Source organism: Deltaproteobacteria bacterium (assembly GCA_016235345.1).
Classification (GTDB): Bacteria; Desulfobacterota; Desulfobacteria; order Desulfobacterales; family Desulfatibacillaceae; genus JACRLG01.
The window spans coordinates 32,225-48,944 of sequence record JACRLG010000026.1 but is presented as its reverse complement, the minus strand read 5'-3'; the positions used below and the strand labels follow the sequence as shown (position 1 = coordinate 48,944).

Sequence of the window (16,720 nt, the reverse complement as noted above, 5' to 3'; positions counted from 1 at the left end):
TCCAAAATCTCGTCAACTCGACTCTTCTCTTTGGCCATGGTATCCTCCTCCCTGATGGGTTCATACCACAACCAGTTACACAGATAAATTTACACTCTCCTTGTGTGCGAACGAAACGGGCATTGGAGCGTTGAAAGAAAACAGCTAAAGGAGACATCATGTCAAAAAATTTTGAATTCAAAGACCTTGAGCAATCATTGGCGCAAGCTGATGAACTCATAAGACAGATTAATTCTGATTTCCTCAAAGACATGGATGAGGATCGCTGTATGCAGTTTGAAAAACATGCTCAAAACCTGGAAAAGATAAAATCCGAGGTTAAGGCTAAAAGCGGGCAGGAGGGGGAGTTTAAAGTCAACTCCGGCGTCGAAGGCGTTCATGAGGCAATCCAGGAGATGGTAAAGGCGATGAATGACTTGAAAAATCATCATTTCTGATTGCCTTCAAGTCTTTTGAGCCTGGTACCATGTGGTGTTAAATCAAGAAACGGATTTTGTTTTGGTTCAGCCTGAATTGGACAAATCCGATTTCAGTTTACTCTACTTTTCGGAACCCGATGCCCGAAAAAATAGCTCCCGACGAATGCCGATGCTCCTCACCTAAAGGTATGAGTTTTTGAGGAGATACTGATGCGCAATTCAATCTGGGCGTAATCTACTCTCAAGGTCATGGCGTTCCTCAAGACTATGTTACAGCCCACAAGTGGTTTAATTTATCGGCGGCCAGATCACCAGCCGGTGAAGACCATGATGATGCCGTTAGGCAACGCGATCTTTTAGCAGATATTATGACCCCGGCCCAAATAGCCGAAGCCCAAAAAAAGGCGCGGGAGTGGAAGCCGAAACCGCCCGAACATTCCAAAGAGTGACCTGACCCTAAAATCCCGGCGCGGGCCTTGGAATTTTTGAAGTAAGGAAATGCCGGATCACCCGGCGGGCAAATCACCTGCAAGCCCCTGACGTTTTTAGCCTGCTTGACCCATTCCCGAAGCCTTAAAGCCTGCCCACGTTGACCACAGGCGGCCACATTCCAGCATCAATACACCCGAAGGCGCACAGGGAAGGATGCCCCGGCTTTCGGTAGTGCTTTCCCTTGGCCGGATCACCGGAACCTTTCCACGGCCCCGGAAGGGATCACCCGGACGTCGTTGACTTCTGGCAGGAAGGGAAGCCTTATTCCCTGCCCGGCGACTCCATCACAATTGAGGCCCCCATGAGGATCACCCGGACGGGTTCGCCCTGGCCGTGGTGGTGGTTCTGAAAGGCTGGGTAAAAAGCTGGGTAAAAGGCTGGGCAAAAGATAGGATTCAAAAAAAGCTGGGTAAAAGCTGGGTAAAACCATTTTCCGGCAAATTTAAGAAGCGCCAAAATGAAAAGGGAACCAAGCTAAAAGCCTGATTCCCTTTGGTTTTCTATGGTACGCCCGGCAAGATTCGAACTTGCGACCTACGGATTCGTAGTCCGGCACACTATCCAGCTGAGCTACGGGCGCGTAAAAACTTGCCGTTTCTATTATCCGCCCGGGATTTTGTCAAGCACAAATAATCCGAATAGCCAATTTGATGCAATGCAGATGCCGATTTGACGGCATCCAAAATGATAATTCATCTGCCTGACCGGCTGTGGTATAAACCAGCCAGGGAGAAGAACACCAGGGCTTAAATGAGGGCCGGGTGCGAGGTTGGAGGAAGCGCATGAGGGTTGACGCGTCAGGCGCCTGACCCAGGATATGCCGACGAGGCTCTTTGGGGGCCGCCCCAGGACGTCTCAAAGGCAGGTTCACCTGTACTATGAAAGGGGCCGGGCTTTACGGCAAGCGCCTGAGCCGGGCGTCACACCGCCATGCTCCGGAATCCCCCTTTGGGGGTCTTGCCTCGCTGGTCATAATGCGTGATCTTTCAAGGTTCTTCAGCTTAACAACTGAGAGGGACGAGAACATGTATCATTTTCGCGGATTGCGGCGCATCGTCTTTAAAGTTGCCGCACTGTCGCTGCCGGTATTGATCCTGGCGAGCGCGGCTGGCCGGGATGCCCTGGCCGGAGGCTCTCCCTTGGCGCTTGTGCCGGAGCCCAGGTTCGAGTTCGCGCCGGTATTGGACGGAACTGAGGTCACCCACGATTTTGTCGTGAGGAACAGGGGAGGATCGAGCCTCGTCATTAACAGGGTCCATACGGGCTGAGGGTGCGCAGCCGCTTATTACACGCGGGAAATCCCCGCCGGGGGCGAGGGAAAGGTCACCATCAAGGCACTGACCGCAGGTTACGGCGGCAGGAAATATTCACAGGTTGCGCAGCTGGATACCAATGACCCCAAAAATCCGGCAATCAGTCTTTTCATTTCAGGAAACGTAACGGTCTTTGCCGAAATCTGGCCGTCGATGGTGAAGCTGGAGGGCGTTGCGGGTTCAAGGCTTGCCCAGTCCCTGTTTATAACTCCCGTCCATCCCTTCCGCGTGACCGGGGTGTCGGCGTCTCCGGGGCAGAGAATAAAGGTTGAATATAAGGAGGTAAAGCGCGGGGGCAAAAGGGCCTACGAGGTTCGGGTGGCCAACATCAGCGAAACACCCATGCAGTATTTTGAATCAATTGTGGTGCGCACGAATTTGAAGGAAAGGCCGCAATTTTCGATACCCGTCCGCGCGAAAATCAAGCGCCCGGCGGGAAGATCAAGATAAGTTTTCCGGTCCGCAACAAGCCGCGCGGGCCTGTTGCGGACCGGCCAGCTAATCGAGCCCCACCCATGACATGGCCGGAGCCTGGCCGTAAACCAGTTCGGCTTGGCTTTGTCCTTCGCTCACCTTGGTGAGCCGCACCCTTCCCACCTGGGGGCCGGGCACACAGTAGGCGTTGTCGCCCGCGCCAACCAGCATGTTGCCGGGGCCGAAGACAACCAGGCAGGCGCCTTCCACAAGGCCGCTTTCCGAGCCCGCCGCTATGGTGACGCCCTTTGGGCTGGATTCGGTGATGAAGGCGGTCCAGGGTATGTCAAGAAGGGCGGAGGCCACGGCGTCAGCCGCCACTGTCGCCAGTTTTTCCGAGACGATGGCGAGGCATTGATCGGTGGTCTTGGGCGCGTCGGCCCCGGTGAGTTTCTGGGAAAGGTTGGTGTCTAAAATCTTGGTGAGGGTGCGGGTTTCATAGACCCAGATTCTAAGGTGGAGGCTGGTTACGCACAGTTCCTCGCGGAAACCGTAGAGCCCGTGCTTTTCCGCTGCAGTCTCCGGGTCCTCGAAGCATCCTATGACGACCGCCGCCACGCCCTTCGCCGCAGCGTCCTCAAGAAGGGCCAGGGGGTTGACGCAGCCGGTGGGGCCGATTTCCTGCTTGCGCGCTCCGTCTTCAAGGCCGGGATCCGCAGTGTATCTTATACCACCGGCCTTTTTGGCGATTTTTTCCCGCATTAGCTTGTAGAAGGCTTCTCCGTTAGGCGAGCCGTCGGGAACGGCCCCGGAAAAGGGGGCCACGAAGACGCCCATTTTCAAGCCTGCCTGGGCGATGGGGGCGCAATCGGTTCCGGCAGGTATGACCTGGGCCTTTTTCCCGGCGCAGGAAAAAAACGGGAACACCGCCATGACAAGGATCAGTGCAGTCAGAACGCGCAGGTTTTTCATTTGAAAGGTCCCGGTTGAGACGTTTGAGTGGTGGAAAATGCAATTATGCCGGTTTCCCGGCGAATTTTTCATGCAATGGGAGAGCATGACAGGGCACAATGCCGTGCCGGGCGGTGACTACGGTCTTGATGCCGCCCCTGGGGGTGAAATCGCCGGTGACGCTCATCCACTGGGGATCGACCGCATCAACCAGATGGTCCAGGATTCTGTTTATCACGTGCTCGTAAAAAATCCCCACGTTCCGGTACTGCAACAGATAATACTTGAAGCTCTTGAGTTCCACTATCCGTTCGTTGGGGCAGTAAACAACCGTTATGATTCCGAAATCAGGAAGGCCGGTCATGGGGCAGACAGAGGTGAATTCCGGCTGCACGATTTCCACAGTGATGTCCCTTTTTCCGGCGTACTGGTAAGGTACGGCCAAAAGAACCGCCAGGTCGACGGTATCGGGTGAGGCCGGATTCAGGGAAAACGTTTTTTCCATCAAATTCTCCGCAAAAAAGCGCAGGTCGTCCCCAAGACGTCTTTTTTTCAAATCGCCGGGACTGACACAAAAAAAGGCTGGGTGAACCCGCCATGCCCGCAGGACCACCCAACCAGTCTATATACCCTATCCGGGCCATTTTGCAACATCGCTTTGATATTGCAAACGAAATGCCTTCTCCCCTTCCGTCACGGGCCGGGGCAAGCAGCCTTGCCGTGCCTTTTTGTCTTCAACACCTTACCATCTGGCGCGGGCCGGGGCAATCACAAGCGATGAGATGCAAGGAAGGCGGGTTCGGGCGGGGAGGAATAGTACACAAGGTACATGACGACCCGCCCGAACCCGCCTGACACAGCAGTTCGCGCTTGTGATTGCCCAGGCTAGGTGCCCATGTTCCAGGATGAGAGGTAATGGGACTGCTCGGCGGTGAGCTCGTCTATCGCAATCCCCATCGCAGTGAGTTTTTCCTTTGCGATGGCCTGATCGATGGCAAGGGGCACGGGGTAGACGCTCTTTTCCAGTTTGGCCGAGTTCTGAACCATGTATTCGATGCACAGGGCCTGGTTGGCGAAGCTCATGTCCATGACCGAGGACGGGTGCCCCTCGGCTGCGGCCAGGTTGATGAGGCGTCCTTCGCCCAGAAGATTGATCCTTCTGCCGTCGGAAAAGCGGTATTCCACCACGAAGGGCCTTATTTCGCGCTGGGCAACGGCCAGGGACTCCAGTCCGCCGATTTCGAGCTCCACGTTGAAGTGGCCGGAGTTGGAGACGATTGCGCCGTCTTTCATGGCGGCGAAGTGTTCCTTGCGGATGACGTTGATGTTGCCGGTGACCGTGCAGAAAATGTCGCCGATGGGGGCGGCTTCGGCGATGGGCATGACCGAGAAGCCGTCCATTACCGCTTCCAGGGCTGCGGTGGGGTCGATTTCGGTGACTATGACGTTGCCGCCCATGCCGCGCGCGCGCATGGCAAGGCCCTTGCCGCACCAGCCATAGCCGCAGACCACGAAGCGGCAGCCTGAGATAAGGCGGTTGGTGGCTCTTATTATACCGTCTAGAGTGCTTTGGCCGGTGCCGTAGCGGTTGTCGAAAAAGTGCTTGGTGCGCGCGTCGTTGACGGCGATAATGGGGTAGCGCAGAACGTTGTCGGCGGCCATGGAGCGTAAGCGGATGACGCCGGTGGTGGTTTCCTCGGTGCCGCCCACCACGTTTGCAAGGAGATCTGTGCGTTCGGAGTGGAGTATTCCCACGAGGTCCGCGCCGTCGTCCATGGTGTAGTTGGGCTTGGCGTCCAGGATGGCGTTTATGTGGGAGTAGTAGGTTTTGGTGTCCTCGCCCTTGATGGCGAAACAGGGGATTTGGTCGTTGACCACAAGGCTTGCGGCAACCTCGTCCTGGGTGCTTACAGAACCGGCATGCTCTGGTTGGCCCACTCGATTCTGAGCTTGCCGGATTCGGCCAGACCCAGGTCTTTGACGTCGTAGTTCATGTAATGGTTTCCTTGGTTATATTATGAGCGCGTTGAACGTTAGTGGAAAGGCTTGTAAGGCCGTCGTCAAAGGCTATTCGCAAAGCCTGGATAAAAACGATGAAAGGGAAAGCGCGAGCCTGGCGGGAGAGACGATGTGCCCAGCCCTGCCCGGCTCGCGCGTGACACAGCAGTTCGCGTTTTTAGTCAGGCGTTTTATTTTTTGAGCCCCGCCAGTTCCCTGATCTTCGCCGCCTGATTGGTCATCTCCCAGGTGAAGCCCGGCTCGGTGCGGCCAAAATGGCCGTAAGCCGAGGTCTTGCGATAGATGGGCTTTAGAAGGTCGAGGTAGCTTATGATGGCCTTGGGGCGAAGGTCGAAGACCTCGATCACTATTTCCCTGGCGCGGGCTTCGCTTATGACGCCGGTGCCCATGAAATCCACCATTATGGATACGGGCCGTGCGACGCCGATGGCGTAGGCTATCTGGACCTCGCACTTGTGGCAGATGCCGGATGCCACGAGATTCTTGGCTATGTGGCGGGCCATGTAGGAGGCCGAGCGGTCAACCTTGCTGGGGTCCTTGCCGGAGAAGCAGCCGCCGCCGTGGGAGCCCTGGCCGCCGTAGGTGTCCACTATGATCTTGCGGCCCGTGAGCCCGCAGTCGCCCATGGGGCCGCCGATGACGAAGCGCCCGGTGGCGTTGATGAAAAAGCGGGTGTCGCCGTCGATCATCTCCTTGGGGATGACCTTCTTGATGACCTCATCGATGACCGCGTCGCGCACCTCGGCCTGGGAAACGTCGGGCTTGTGCTGGGCCGCGATGACGATGGTGTCCACCCTTTTGGGCTTTCCGTCGGCGTATTCTATGGTGACCTGGGTCTTGCCGTCCGGGCGCAGAAAATCGATTGCGCCGTTCTTGCGGACAGTGGCCAGGCGATGGCTCAGTTTATGGGCAAAGGCCACGGGCATGGGCATGAGTTCCGGGGTCTCGTCGGTGGCGTATCCGAACATGAGGCCCTGATCGCCCGCGCCCTGCTCCTTTTCCTTTTCCGGGTCCTCGTCCACGCCCATGGCTATGTCGGCGCTCTGGTGGTCGATGGATGTGACCACGGCGCAGGTCTGCCAGTCAAAACCCATCTGGGAGGAATTGTAGCCGATGTCCCTGATTGTGCCGCGCACGATTTCCGGGATGTCCACGTAGCAGGACGTGGTGATTTCACCGGCTATGAAGGCAAGGCCGGTGGTGACCAGGGTTTCGCAGGCCACCCGGCACTTGGGGTCCCTTGTCATGATTGCGTCCAGGACGGAATCGGAAATGGCGTCCGCCACCTTGTCCGGATGTCCTTCTGTGACGGATTCTGAGGTGAAGAGGAATTGCTGGTTGCTCATTTATGGTTCTCCTGGCGGGTTCCGTTTAAAGGTTGGGGTTTATGGCAAAAGCATCATGTTGTCGATAAGCCTGGTATTTCCGAGTTTCACCGCCAGGGCCATCACTGCGGGCCGGTCAACGGTGAACATGTCTTCGAGTGTTTCGGGGTCGCTTATGGCCACGTAGTCTATTTCAGTTCCGCCTGCGGCGAGTATTTTATCCGTTGCGCGGCTTATCAGAAGGCCCGCGTCGCGCCCGCCTTTGGCCACTGCGTCAGCGGTTTCGCACAGGGTTTCGTAAAGGATAAGCGACTTTTTGCGATCATCGGCCCCAAGATATGAATTGCGCGAGCTTTTGGCAAGGCCGTCCGGTTCCCGCACCGTGGGAAGGCCGACTATTTCGATGAAAAAGTCGAGGTCCTTCACCATGCGCCGTATCACCGCAAGCTGCTGGAAGTCCTTTTCGCCGAAAATCGCGGCGTGGGGGCGAACGGTGTTGAAGAGCTTCGTGACCACCGTGGCCACGCCCCTGAAATGCCCCGGGCGGGAAAGGCCGCAGAGGTGGTTGGGAAGGTCGGAGAGCGATACGTAGGTCTCAAAACCCTTCCCGTACATGGACTTGGCCGTGGGGGTGTAAACCGCGCCGCAGCCTGCCGATTCACACATTTTCAGGTCGCCTTCGAGATTTTTGGGATATTTTTCCAAATCCTCGTTGGGGCCGAACTGGGTGGGGTTGACGAAGATTGACACCACCAGGAAATCACCATGTCGCATGGCCTCGTGCATGAGGGCCAAGTGGCCTTCGTGCAGAAATCCCATGGTGGGAACGAAAACCACCCTTCCGCCCGCCCTTCTTACGGCGTCGGTGGCGGCGTACATTTCCTCTTTTTTGGCTATGATTTCTATGGCGGCCTCGCTAATCCTTTGGGGAGGGTTGCGACAAGGGGCAAAAAGTTATGGTATCCTTAATAATTTGTCAAGAAAGGCAGGAGGTGGAGTGTGTAAAAGTTTGTTCTTCCCGCCGACCGGAAATCGTCAATACTGTGGAGTGGAGTCGAAGTATAAACCAATTTTTGCTTTGCGTGCAATGACTTCGAGAAGGCCAAACCGGAAATTCATCTGAAAAAAGCGAGGGTGAATACACCCAGAAGCATTATGAGGCTTCCGGCCAGCCTGAAGGCCGCCGAGCCCTCCCTGAAAAGAAAAATCCCGTAAAGAACCCCGAAAAACAGGGAGACCCTCTTTACCGCTATCATGTAGGCAGCCGGGGCCATGGTTATGGCGATTACGTGGGTGGCGGCGTGCAGGGATTCGGAAAGACCTACCGCCCACAAAATGGGGCGTGTGACCAGCTTGGGAAATATCTGCGGCCCGTGCCTTAGGGCGAGAAAAAAGGTAAGGGCAATGCTCATTCCGAGGTTATACGATATGGCCATGAAAAAGGGGGAGGAGAGCAGCACCATCTTTTTTCCCGCAATGGCGGTCACCGAATATATCATGGCCACCGCCAGCATCATCAGCGACCCCCGCTCCACCAGAAGCAGGCGGAAGGGGGACAGAAGGCCGGGCACCTCCTTTCTAAGGGAAAGCACATAGGCTCCCCCGGCCACCAGGAAGACGCCTCCGATTCCGGCGAGGTTGGGCTTTTCGCCCAGGATGAGCCAGCCCGTAAAAATGGCAGCAACCGGGGTGAAGGCCAGAAAGGGGACCGTAAGGCTGAGTGGCGAGCGGGAAAGTGCCCTCATGTAGAAGACTATGGCCAGTATCTCCAGAGGCATGGCCAGGGCGAAATATAAGGCGTACTGGCCGATTTCGGGCGGCAGTCGGCACCAGGGCAGGAATACCCACAAAAACGGCGCGCCCAGGGCGTAGCGAACCCAGGCAACGCCAAAGGGCGGGCTGTCCCTGAGAGCCGCCTTGGAAAGGGCGTCCGAGGTGGCGAAAAAAAAGGCGCATACAAGGGTTATTATTATCCACATCGGAAAAAAGGCTTTCGCTTATGGGGCCGCCGGTACGAAAGGGGTCTTTCTTCACTCCGCTTCTTTTACGTCGGGGCGCGCCGCCCTCACCACCACCATTCGGGCCGCTCGAAAAGATCGTCCAACTGGGCCTTGAGGTCTTCGACAGGCAGGTTGAGGAACATTTCATAGGAGCCCGTCATGTCCGTGCCTGAAATGGCCCGCAAGTGGCGGGAGTCGGGCTGCCACTTCCCGGACACCGAATCGAGAACGGCATGGAACTTTTCCATCACAAGCCTTGTCCCGGCGTTTTTTTCATCCGGCGGCAGCATGGCGGATTCAAGCGCAAGCTGCTTTACGAACCGCTCCTCCGCAACCTTCCTGAATTCCTCCCATGAAACCTCCACCGCAGGCTCAAGGCTTTCCGAAAGCCAGCCCCGGACGGTATTCGCGGTTTTATTGAAGACGTCCAGGTTATATCTCTCCCGCTCGTTTGACGACGGCAGGCGGACCAGGGCAAGATGGTCGCAGACCATTCCCAGTGCTTCCGGGGAAAGCGTGCGCAGGGATGTTTCGGCTGGATAATAGGATGGCGATACCGATAGATAGGCCCCCATTTGGTTGCAATATTCAACCACCGGGGCAAGGTCCTTAAAGTTTTGCCGCAGAAGGCAGAAGGAAACGGACAAGGCCCTGTTGGTTGCGGCTGTACGTTTTCGGAACCACTCGATGTTTTCCAGCACCTGGGAAAGCTCCGCGTTGACCCTTATTGACGCGTAAGTTTTCGGGTCCAGGGAATCCAGCGAAACGCAGATGTCGAAGGCGGCCTTATCCAGCAGATTCCTGACCCGCCGGTTGAGCACCGTTCCGTTGGTGATGACCCGCACCCGGCAGCGCGGGTTTTTATCGATAATCCTCTCCCAGAGGCCATAGTAGATATCCATCAGAAAGGGCTCGCCGCCGCTGAACCGGGCAAGGGAAATACCGGGGATGATGCGGCCCATTTCCTCCAGAAAGTCCTTGCCGTAAGGGCTTTGCAGGGGCGGCTGGTTTTCCCTGTTCTTTCTGATTGCGGAGGAATAAACCCCGTAACACATGATGCATTCCAGGTTGCAGGTGTTTCCGAGCTGGAATTCAAGGGCCGTGGGCTGCTTCCGGTTATAGGGAAGCCCGTCGCACCATCTTCCGCTGAACGATGTGAAATTCCCGTCTTCGATCTCTTTCCGGCACCCGCCGCAGGCAGGCGGAAGTTCGCGGCGGAGAATCGCCCGGCGCAAGTCCTTCGCCCTGGCTCCGCGCCAGATGTCCATTACGCTCTGTTCGGGATACCTGCCCAGTTCGTACCGGTCGCTCAAGCAACAGGCCAGCACCTCGCCACGGGGCTTGAAGTACAGGCTCTTGAAGGGCGCGTGGCAGATGGCCGCGCGGGCGAAAAAGCTGCGGGTCCTGTCAAATTCCCGTACAAGGGCCGGAGAAAGAGGATTGGCGCGAAGACTCATGGATTTTTGCTCCGGGGCGGCGGGAACGCATTATAAAATTTTACTGTATACCGTTTTCATGCTTGATCTTTATTAAGCAGAGCATGGTTCTTTTCCGTTTTTAAGGGAAACCGGTCGGGAGGAGAAATGCAGCAAGCCTTCTCATCCAAGGTTTTTAGGAATTCGAAAAGAGGAATTATACCCTGCTCCACGTAACACTTTATCCCGTTTTCATGCCAGACCTTTATAGTAACCCGGCAGGGAAAAGGAAAGTTTATTGCTTTCGATACGGGTTTATATCATATTTTCCGGACAACGGTGATATGTAAACCCTGGGGAAAATTTCAAGGCGGATCGAACCGAAAAGAGCAGCAGGAGGCCTTTTTCAATGTGCCTGGCCGTTCCGGCAAAAATCGTTTCCATTGAAGGCGACACGGCCCTTGTGGACTCGCGGGGAGTGAGGTTTTCCGCCAGCCTCGCCCTTGTGGAGGACGCCAGGGTGGGCGACTATCTCATCATCCACGCTGGCTACGCCATAAGCGTCATGGCGCCCGATGACGCCAAAAGCGCCATCAATATCATCGAGGCGTCGGGCCTTGGCGGCGGGCTCTCCCATGGAGGATGACGCGCCATCTGCGGAAGCCCTCGCCATATTGGTAGAGGGAATCTGCCAGGGGGTGGGCTTCCGTCCCTTTACGGTAAACCTTGCCCAGAGCAAGGGCGTTTCGGGATATGTAATGAACACCGAAAGCGGCGTCAACATAAGGGTGGAGGGCGCGCCGTCAAATCTTTCGGCCTTTCTGAAAGACCTTGTGCGGCTGGCCCCGCCCCTGAGCCGCATCACGAGGGTTTCATCCAGGCCGGAAACCGTTTCGGGCCTGACCGGCTTTTCCATACGCGAAAGCGAAAAACACGCAGCCTCATCCGCCCTCGTTCCGCCGGACGCCTGCGTATGCCGGGCCTGCCTTGACGAGATTTTTGACGAAAAGGACCGCAGGCATCGTTACGCATTTACCAACTGCACCCATTGCGGGCCGCGCTTCACCATAATCGAAAAAATGCCTTACGACCGCCGCCATACCGGCATGAGCGGTTTTTCCATGTGCGAAAAATGCAGCGCCGAATATGACGACCAAAACCACCGCCGCTTCCACGCCCAGCCCAACGCCTGCGCGGACTGCGGCCCAAAGCTCGGATTACTGGACGCCAATGGCGCGGAGGTGGCCGGGGACCCCTTGGGGGAGGCAGGGAGGCTTCTTGGGGAAGGCTATATAGTGGCGGTAAAGGGCCTCGGGGGATTTCACCTGGCAGCTGACGCAGAAAATGACCGGGCCGTAAACGAAATAAGGCGGCGGAAAAACCGCTTTGAAAAACCATTGGCGCTCATGTGCCGTTCGGTGGATGAGGCCCTCTCCTTTGCCAGGGTCACGCAGAAAGAAAAGCGGCTCCTGGAATCCGTGGAGCGGCCCATAGTGATCCTTTCCAAAAAAGAGCCGAACAGAATTTCTCCCTTCGTGGCTCCGGGGCTCGCCCATTACGGTGTGATGCTGGCCTATACGCCCCTTCATCATCTTTTGCTGGCCGATGGTTTTTCGGCCCTTGTCATGACCAGCGCCAACCGGGCGGGAGAACCCCTCTGCGCGAACGACTCCGAGGCTCTCGAACGCCTTGCCGGAATAGCCGATTTTTTCCTCACCAACGACCGGCCCATAATAAACAGGTGCGACGATTCCGTGGCCTGGGTTGCCGCCTCCAAAACAGGGCTTTTGCGAAGGAGCCGGGGCTATGCCCCGTCCCCCGTGTTTTTGAAGCAGGATGTTATTCCGCTGCTTGCAGTGGGAGCACAGCTTAAAAATACCTTCTGCCTCGCAAGCGACGACCGGGCCTTTTTAAGCCAGCACATAGGCGGGCTCGATAATCTTGAAACCCTGAATTTTTTTTCGGAATCCCTGAAAGGCATGAAAAGCCTTCTGGAAATCGCGCCCGAAATAGTCGCCCACGACATGCACCCGGATTACCTTTCAACCCGATACGCCCTGAAACAGGAGGGGAAGGCGCTCTTCGGGGTCTTTCACCATCACGCCCACATAGCCTCGGTAATGGCCGAAAACGGCGTCTCCGGGCCGGTGATCGGCCTTGCTGCGGACGGCGCGGGCCTTGGGCCTGACGGCAAAATCTGGGGGGGCGAGGCATTGATTGCGGATTTCACAGGTTTCCGGCGGGCAGGCCATCTTTCATACTCGCCCATGCCGGGCGGTGAGGCGGCTGTCCGCGAGCCCTGGCGCATGGCCCTTGGTTATCTTCTATCCGCCCTTGGTGAGGATGCCAAAAATCTTCCCCTGCCCCTTTGGGAGAAAGTCCCGCCCGGAAAAATCGGGGCCGTTTCCTCAATCATCGAAAAATCGGTGAACTGCCCTCTTACGTCAAGCCTGGGAAGGCTTTTTGACGGAGTGGCGGCGATGGCCGGAATCCGCACCGAGGCCTCCTACGAGGGACAGGCAGCGATGGAGATTGAGGCCGCAGCCGACGTTGCGGAACAGGGCTTTTACGAGGGAGACCTTATTACTGACGGCGACGGTATTACGGTTTCGGTTTTTTCCATCATAAGGGCGGTTGCGCGGGACATATCCCGGGGCGCTCCGGTTCCGGCTGTGAGCGGGCGTTTTCACAACACGCTTGTGCGGGCCTTCACGGAGCTTTGCATCAAAATCAGGCTCGACACCGGGATAGGCCGGGTCGCAATTTCGGGAGGGGTTTTCCAGAACCGCCTGCTTTTTTCAAGGCTTGTGCGATCCTTGAAAAAATCCGGTTTCCAGGTTTTCGTCCACCGCCTTGTTCCGGCCAACGACGGCGGAATCTGCCTGGGCCAGGCCTTGGTTGCTTCCGCCTGCGTGAAAAAAGGACTTTCCCATGCCCTTGTCGAATAATGACAAAATAGCCGCTTCCTGCTCGCTTCTCGCCGAGAAAATAAAGGAAGTTGCGCCGCCCGGAGCCCGCATAATGGAAGTCTGCGGCACCCACACGGTGGCGGTTTTCCGGCACGGCATAAGAAGCCTGTTGCCGGAAGGCGTCAGGCTCCTGTCCGGGCCGGGCTGCCCGGTGTGCGTCACGCCCCAGTCGGAGATCGACCTTTTCATAAGGGCTGCCGGACTTAAAGGCGTGATTCTCGCCACCTTCGGCGATCTCATCCGGGTGCCCGGCACGAAGGCCAGCCTTGGAGAAAAAAAAGCGGGCGGGGCGGACGTGAAGGTGGTGCTCTCCCCCCTGGACGCCGTGAAACTGGCTGCGGAAAACCCGAAAAGGCAGGTGGCCTTCGCCGGAATCGGCTTTGAAACCACCGCTCCCGCAACAGCCGCCGCAATAATGGCCGCGCAGGCCCAAGGGCTTAAAAATTTTTCGGTGATTTGCGCCCACAAGCTGCTTCCTCCTGCGCTCACCGCGCTTTTGGCGGGCGGGAAACTTGAAATTGACGGACTTCTGTGCCCCGGCCACGTTTCGGTGATCATCGGCGCAAGGGCCTACGAGCCGATAGCGCGGGACTTCAAACTCCCCTGCGTGGTGGCGGGTTTCGAGGCGGCTGACATCCTCCTTGGGCTGTACCGGCTTTTCCGCCAGATGGGGGAAAAGCGGGTCGAGGCGGAAAACGCCTACGAGCGCGCCGTTTCCTGGGATGGTAATGAAAAGGCGCGAAGGATAATGCACTCGGTATTCGAGCCCGCAGACGCCGCCTGGCGGGGCCTTGGGACCATACCGGCAAGCGGACTGGCAATAAAGGATGAATTCGCCGGTTTCGACGCCTCAAAGCGCCTGGGCATTTCACCGGAGCCCGCGCCGGATCCGCCCGGATGCCTCTGCGGCCAGGTGCTCACCGCCCGCATCACCCCGCCCCGATGCCCCCTGTACCAGAAGGCCTGCACCCCGGAAAACCCGGTGGGGCCGTGCATGGTGTCGAGCGAAGGCGCGTGTGCGGCTTACAGTAAATATTTTTCGCCCGTCTAATTCGCCCGTCTAAAAACGCGAATTGCTGTGTCAGGCGAAACGATCGCGGTCCGCCACGTACGACCATCTTTATTAAGCCCAAGAACTCTGCGATTTCTTGGGCGGGTACGCTTGCTCCCGCGCCGCTCGCCTTCCTTGCACTTCATCGTTTTTAGACGGGCTTCACGTCAAGCCATCTTTAACAGACTGCCAAATCATCACCATTCAAGGCGGAATTTAAATGAAAGACATCATCCTTCTGGATCACGGAAGCGGGGGCAAGGCGTCCCACAGGCTCATAGAAACCCGCTTGCTTCCGAGGCTTGACAACCCCATGCTCCGGGTTCTGGACGACGGGGCCGTGTTCGATTCCCCCGGCCCAAGGCTTGCCATGACGACCGACTCCTACGTGGTCTCGCCTCTCTTTTTTCCGGGCGGGGACATAGGAAAACTGGCGGTCTGCGGCACGGTGAACGATCTTGCCATGTGCGGGGCGGTTTCCGGGCACCTGAGCCTGTCGCTGGTAATAGAGGAGGGCTTTCCGCTCGCCGATCTGGACCGGGTTCTGGCTTCCATCGCCGAAACCGCGCAAGAGGCCGGGGTGATGGTGGTTACGGGCGACACCAAGGTAGTGCCAAGAGGCGCGGCTGACAGGCTTTTCATAAATACCGCCGGGGTCGGGCCGGTGCGGGAGGGGGCGAATCTCTCGGCCCGGTTTGTAAAACCCGGAGACTGCGTGATTCTTTCGGGGAACATGGGCGATCATGGAGCCGCCATCATGGCCTTAAGGAACGGATTGAATTTCGCGGATGAAATAAAAAGCGACGCGGCTCCGTTAAACGGCCTCGCGGAAGCCATAATGGCCACCGGAGCGGACGTTCACTGCCTGCGCGACCCAACCAGGGGCGGGGTGGGGACAACGCTGTGCGTGGCCGGGGCCTGCGACATAACTGGCCTTGAGCCCCTTTACCTGGCCAACGAGGGAAAACTTCTGTGCTTCGTGGCCCAGGCCGACGCCCAAAAGGCTTTGGAGGCCATGAAAGGGCACCCATACGGAAAGAACGCCGTTATCATAGGATGCGTGGAGGAAAACCAGGAGCCCATGGTTTACATGAAAACCATCGCCGGAGGAACAAGGGTGGTGGATATGCTGGCGGGGGAGCAGCTTCCGAGAATATGCTGAAAGCCTGTTAACAGCCTGTTGAAAAAGGCTGGATTTAAAGCCCGTCTAAAAACGATGAAATGCAAGGCACGCAAAAAGCCAATGAGTAATTGTGCTTATGGTACGTGACGGAATTGGCTTTGAAGCGCAACGCAAAAATATCGCGTTTTTAGACGGGCTGCTATGGCCGCAACACGTGCATCAGTTTCTGTGAGTCTCTCAGGCTTCCGAATATCGTGACGCTCGGGTCCGGCGCGACCTTTATAAGAGTGGGGGTAATGATGATATTGTTCTTAAAGGCGATGTCCATGTTCTGGAACACGTCTATGACCTCGATGGTGTGGCAGCCCGGGAGGTGCTCCTGGCACAGGCGCTCCAGGTTTCGCGCGGCTATCACGGAGTTGGGTTCCTGTCCGGCCACGAATAGAATGAACTTGATAGGCTCGCAGACTGTCGCCGGAGCGTTTTTAGAGGGTTTCATGGCTTCTTTTCCTCCTTTGGCGACGGGGAGTTAAGTGATAGGATCCTTATAAAGTTGCGATTAAAGCGTTAAGCATCTGCGGGGCTTCTGCTCATCCGTAGGGGCGACCGGCGGTCGCCCTTTAGCGGCATTAATGAAACTGCCTCGTCCTTCTCGCCATAAAGAAAGAGGCGGGCGACCACTTGTAGCCCCTACGGGTTCCAATTTTCATCTAATGTTGCTGAATGCATCTTAGCATCACAGGGGAAGGGCCATTCTCCGCCGGATGTCGGCTTCGATTATTTTCACGATCCGGGGAAATTTTTCGGCCATGTCCCCGGTAAGTTCCTCGCCAAAGGCCACGGGGGTTTTGATGGGGATGCCGTAGATGGTCACGTCCTCCGGCATGGCGAGACCGCCGCTTCTGCCCATTTCCAACAGGTCCGCAAAATCCAGGCCGTGGGACGAGGCCAGATGAAGGGTGCCCGTGGAGGGCGGAAAAATCAGCACTTCGCCAGGCTCCGCCTTCTCGGATATCATGGCGTCCGCCAGAAAAATCCTTTCATAGCCGCATATCCGGTCCAATAGCCCAAGGCCCGTGATGTGGGCCTCGTCCACGTCAAGGCCCGGAATCCGGCCAACCAGACTTCTCACCACGAAAAGCCCCACCCCGTCGTCGGACAGGATGGGGCTGCCCATACCCAGGAGCAAAGATTGAAATGCCATTTGCATCGATTTCCCGTGCAACAGG

16 protein-coding genes, 1 tRNA gene and 1 pseudogene are annotated in these 16,720 nt (G+C 57.0%); 8 read left to right on the top strand and 10 right to left on the bottom strand.

The window, feature by feature from the left end; translation table 11 throughout:
- Positions 1-158: 158 nt before the first annotated feature.
- The 3 genes from HZB23_13400 to HZB23_13390 all read left to right on the top strand — a co-directional run bounded on the left by HZB23_13400 (position 159) and on the right by HZB23_13390 (position 1,397).
- Positions 159-437, top strand: coding sequence for a hypothetical protein (locus tag HZB23_13400; protein MBI5845651.1), 279 nt, complete (start codon positions 159-161; stop codon positions 435-437).
- Positions 438-643: 206 nt separating this feature from the next.
- Positions 644-868 carry an SEL1-like repeat protein gene (locus HZB23_13395; protein ID MBI5845650.1) on the top strand — a complete coding sequence of 75 codons (225 nt, stop codon included), beginning with the start codon at positions 644-646 and terminating at the stop codon, positions 866-868.
- A 376-nt stretch (positions 869-1,244) separates the two neighbouring features.
- Positions 1,245-1,397, top strand: coding sequence for a hypothetical protein (locus tag HZB23_13390; protein ID MBI5845649.1), 153 nt, complete (start codon positions 1,245-1,247; stop codon positions 1,395-1,397).
- A gap of 17 nt (positions 1,398-1,414) precedes the next feature.
- Here HZB23_13390 and HZB23_13385 read toward each other — a convergent pair.
- Positions 1,415-1,491 (bottom strand) — tRNA-Arg (locus tag HZB23_13385).
- Between the two features lie 445 nt (positions 1,492-1,936).
- Between HZB23_13385 and HZB23_13380 the strand changes: the two genes are divergently transcribed.
- Positions 1,937-2,179 carry a hypothetical protein gene (locus HZB23_13380; GenBank protein ID MBI5845648.1) on the top strand — a complete coding sequence of 81 codons (243 nt, stop codon included), beginning with the start codon at positions 1,937-1,939 and terminating at the stop codon, positions 2,177-2,179.
- A gap of 543 nt (positions 2,180-2,722) precedes the next feature.
- Here HZB23_13380 and HZB23_13375 read toward each other — a convergent pair.
- The 7 genes and pseudogenes from HZB23_13375 to HZB23_13345 all read right to left on the bottom strand — a co-directional run bounded on the left by HZB23_13375 (position 2,723) and on the right by HZB23_13345 (position 10,390).
- Complete coding sequence (locus HZB23_13375) at positions 2,723-3,610, bottom strand: hypothetical protein (GenBank protein ID MBI5845647.1); 888 nt, start codon at positions 3,608-3,610, stop codon at positions 2,723-2,725.
- Positions 3,611-3,653: 43 nt separating this feature from the next.
- On the bottom strand, positions 3,654-4,094 hold the full coding sequence (queF, locus tag HZB23_13370; GenBank protein MBI5845646.1) for an NADPH-dependent 7-cyano-7-deazaguanine reductase QueF: 441 nt from the start codon (positions 4,092-4,094) through the stop codon (positions 3,654-3,656).
- Between the two features lie 380 nt (positions 4,095-4,474).
- Positions 4,475-5,583: pseudogene (locus tag HZB23_13365) on the bottom strand (adenosylhomocysteinase).
- Between the two features lie 195 nt (positions 5,584-5,778).
- Positions 5,779-6,954: a methionine adenosyltransferase gene (locus HZB23_13360; GenBank protein ID MBI5845645.1), complete on the bottom strand. Its 1,176-nt coding sequence runs from the start codon at positions 6,952-6,954 to the stop codon at positions 5,779-5,781.
- A gap of 39 nt (positions 6,955-6,993) precedes the next feature.
- Positions 6,994-7,839: a pantoate--beta-alanine ligase gene (locus tag HZB23_13355; protein MBI5845644.1), complete on the bottom strand. Its 846-nt coding sequence runs from the start codon at positions 7,837-7,839 to the stop codon at positions 6,994-6,996.
- Positions 7,840-8,048: 209 nt separating this feature from the next.
- Positions 8,049-8,912 carry a DMT family transporter gene (locus HZB23_13350; protein MBI5845643.1) on the bottom strand — a complete coding sequence of 288 codons (864 nt, stop codon included), beginning with the start codon at positions 8,910-8,912 and terminating at the stop codon, positions 8,049-8,051.
- 86 nt (positions 8,913-8,998) lie between these two features.
- Entirely contained in the window at positions 8,999-10,390 is a 1,392-nt protein-coding gene (locus HZB23_13345) for a radical SAM protein (GenBank protein MBI5845642.1), read from the bottom strand.
- Between the two features lie 367 nt (positions 10,391-10,757).
- On the opposite strand from HZB23_13345, the gene HZB23_13340 reads away from it, so the two are divergent.
- From HZB23_13340 to hypE, 4 genes are all read left to right on the top strand, one after another.
- Positions 10,758-10,994 (top strand): HypC/HybG/HupF family hydrogenase formation chaperone, encoded by a 237-nt coding sequence (locus tag HZB23_13340; protein MBI5845641.1) that lies wholly within the window; start codon positions 10,758-10,760, stop codon positions 10,992-10,994.
- A complete protein-coding gene (hypF, locus tag HZB23_13335) occupies positions 10,984-13,296 on the top strand; it encodes a carbamoyltransferase HypF (protein MBI5845640.1) in 2,313 nt (770 codons plus the stop codon). Before HZB23_13340 ends, hypF begins: the two co-directional genes overlap by 11 nt.
- Entirely contained in the window at positions 13,280-14,368 is a 1,089-nt protein-coding gene (gene hypD, locus HZB23_13330; protein MBI5845639.1) for a hydrogenase formation protein HypD, read from the top strand. The genes hypF and hypD overlap by 17 nt, the downstream gene beginning before the upstream one ends.
- Positions 14,369-14,588: 220 nt before the next feature.
- Complete coding sequence (gene hypE, locus HZB23_13325; protein ID MBI5845638.1) at positions 14,589-15,530, top strand: hydrogenase expression/formation protein HypE; 942 nt, start codon at positions 14,589-14,591, stop codon at positions 15,528-15,530.
- Between the two features lie 160 nt (positions 15,531-15,690).
- Here the strand turns inward: hypE and HZB23_13320 are convergent, their stop codons facing one another.
- Together HZB23_13320 and HZB23_13315 are read right to left on the bottom strand one after the other, a co-directional pair.
- On the bottom strand, positions 15,691-15,990 hold the full coding sequence (locus HZB23_13320) for a circadian clock protein KaiB (protein MBI5845637.1): 300 nt from the start codon (positions 15,988-15,990) through the stop codon (positions 15,691-15,693).
- A gap of 237 nt (positions 15,991-16,227) precedes the next feature.
- The gene (locus tag HZB23_13315; GenBank protein MBI5845636.1) at positions 16,228-16,695 is read right to left on the bottom strand and encodes a hydrogenase maturation protease; all 468 of its coding nucleotides are present in this window, start codon (positions 16,693-16,695) and stop codon (positions 16,228-16,230) included.
- Positions 16,696-16,720: the final 25 nt, after the last annotated feature.

Excerpts from the sequence above, each read along its gene's own strand:
- HZB23_13350 (MBI5845643.1), bottom strand. The coding sequence starts at position 8,912 with ATGTGGATAATAATAACCCTTGTATGCGCCTTTTTTTTCGCCACCTCG.
- HZB23_13315 (MBI5845636.1), bottom strand. The coding sequence starts at position 16,695 with ATGGCATTTCAATCTTTGCTCCTGGGTATGGGCAGCCCCATCCTGTCC.
- HZB23_13320 (MBI5845637.1), bottom strand. The coding sequence starts at position 15,990 with ATGAAACCCTCTAAAAACGCTCCGGCGACAGTCTGCGAGCCTATCAAG.
- HZB23_13380 (MBI5845648.1), top strand. The coding sequence starts at position 1,937 with ATGTATCATTTTCGCGGATTGCGGCGCATCGTCTTTAAAGTTGCCGCA.
- HZB23_13345 (MBI5845642.1), bottom strand. The coding sequence starts at position 10,390 with ATGAGTCTTCGCGCCAATCCTCTTTCTCCGGCCCTTGTACGGGAATTT.
- hypD (MBI5845639.1), top strand. The coding sequence starts at position 13,280 with ATGCCCTTGTCGAATAATGACAAAATAGCCGCTTCCTGCTCGCTTCTC.
- hypF (MBI5845640.1), top strand. The coding sequence starts at position 10,984 with ATGGAGGATGACGCGCCATCTGCGGAAGCCCTCGCCATATTGGTAGAG.
- HZB23_13375 (MBI5845647.1), bottom strand. The coding sequence starts at position 3,610 with ATGAAAAACCTGCGCGTTCTGACTGCACTGATCCTTGTCATGGCGGTG.
- queF (MBI5845646.1), bottom strand. The coding sequence starts at position 4,094 with ATGGAAAAAACGTTTTCCCTGAATCCGGCCTCACCCGATACCGTCGAC.
- HZB23_13360 (MBI5845645.1), bottom strand. The coding sequence starts at position 6,954 with ATGAGCAACCAGCAATTCCTCTTCACCTCAGAATCCGTCACAGAAGGA.
- HZB23_13340 (MBI5845641.1), top strand. The coding sequence starts at position 10,758 with ATGTGCCTGGCCGTTCCGGCAAAAATCGTTTCCATTGAAGGCGACACG.
- hypE (MBI5845638.1), top strand. The coding sequence starts at position 14,589 with ATGAAAGACATCATCCTTCTGGATCACGGAAGCGGGGGCAAGGCGTCC.
- HZB23_13400 (MBI5845651.1), top strand. The coding sequence starts at position 159 with ATGTCAAAAAATTTTGAATTCAAAGACCTTGAGCAATCATTGGCGCAA.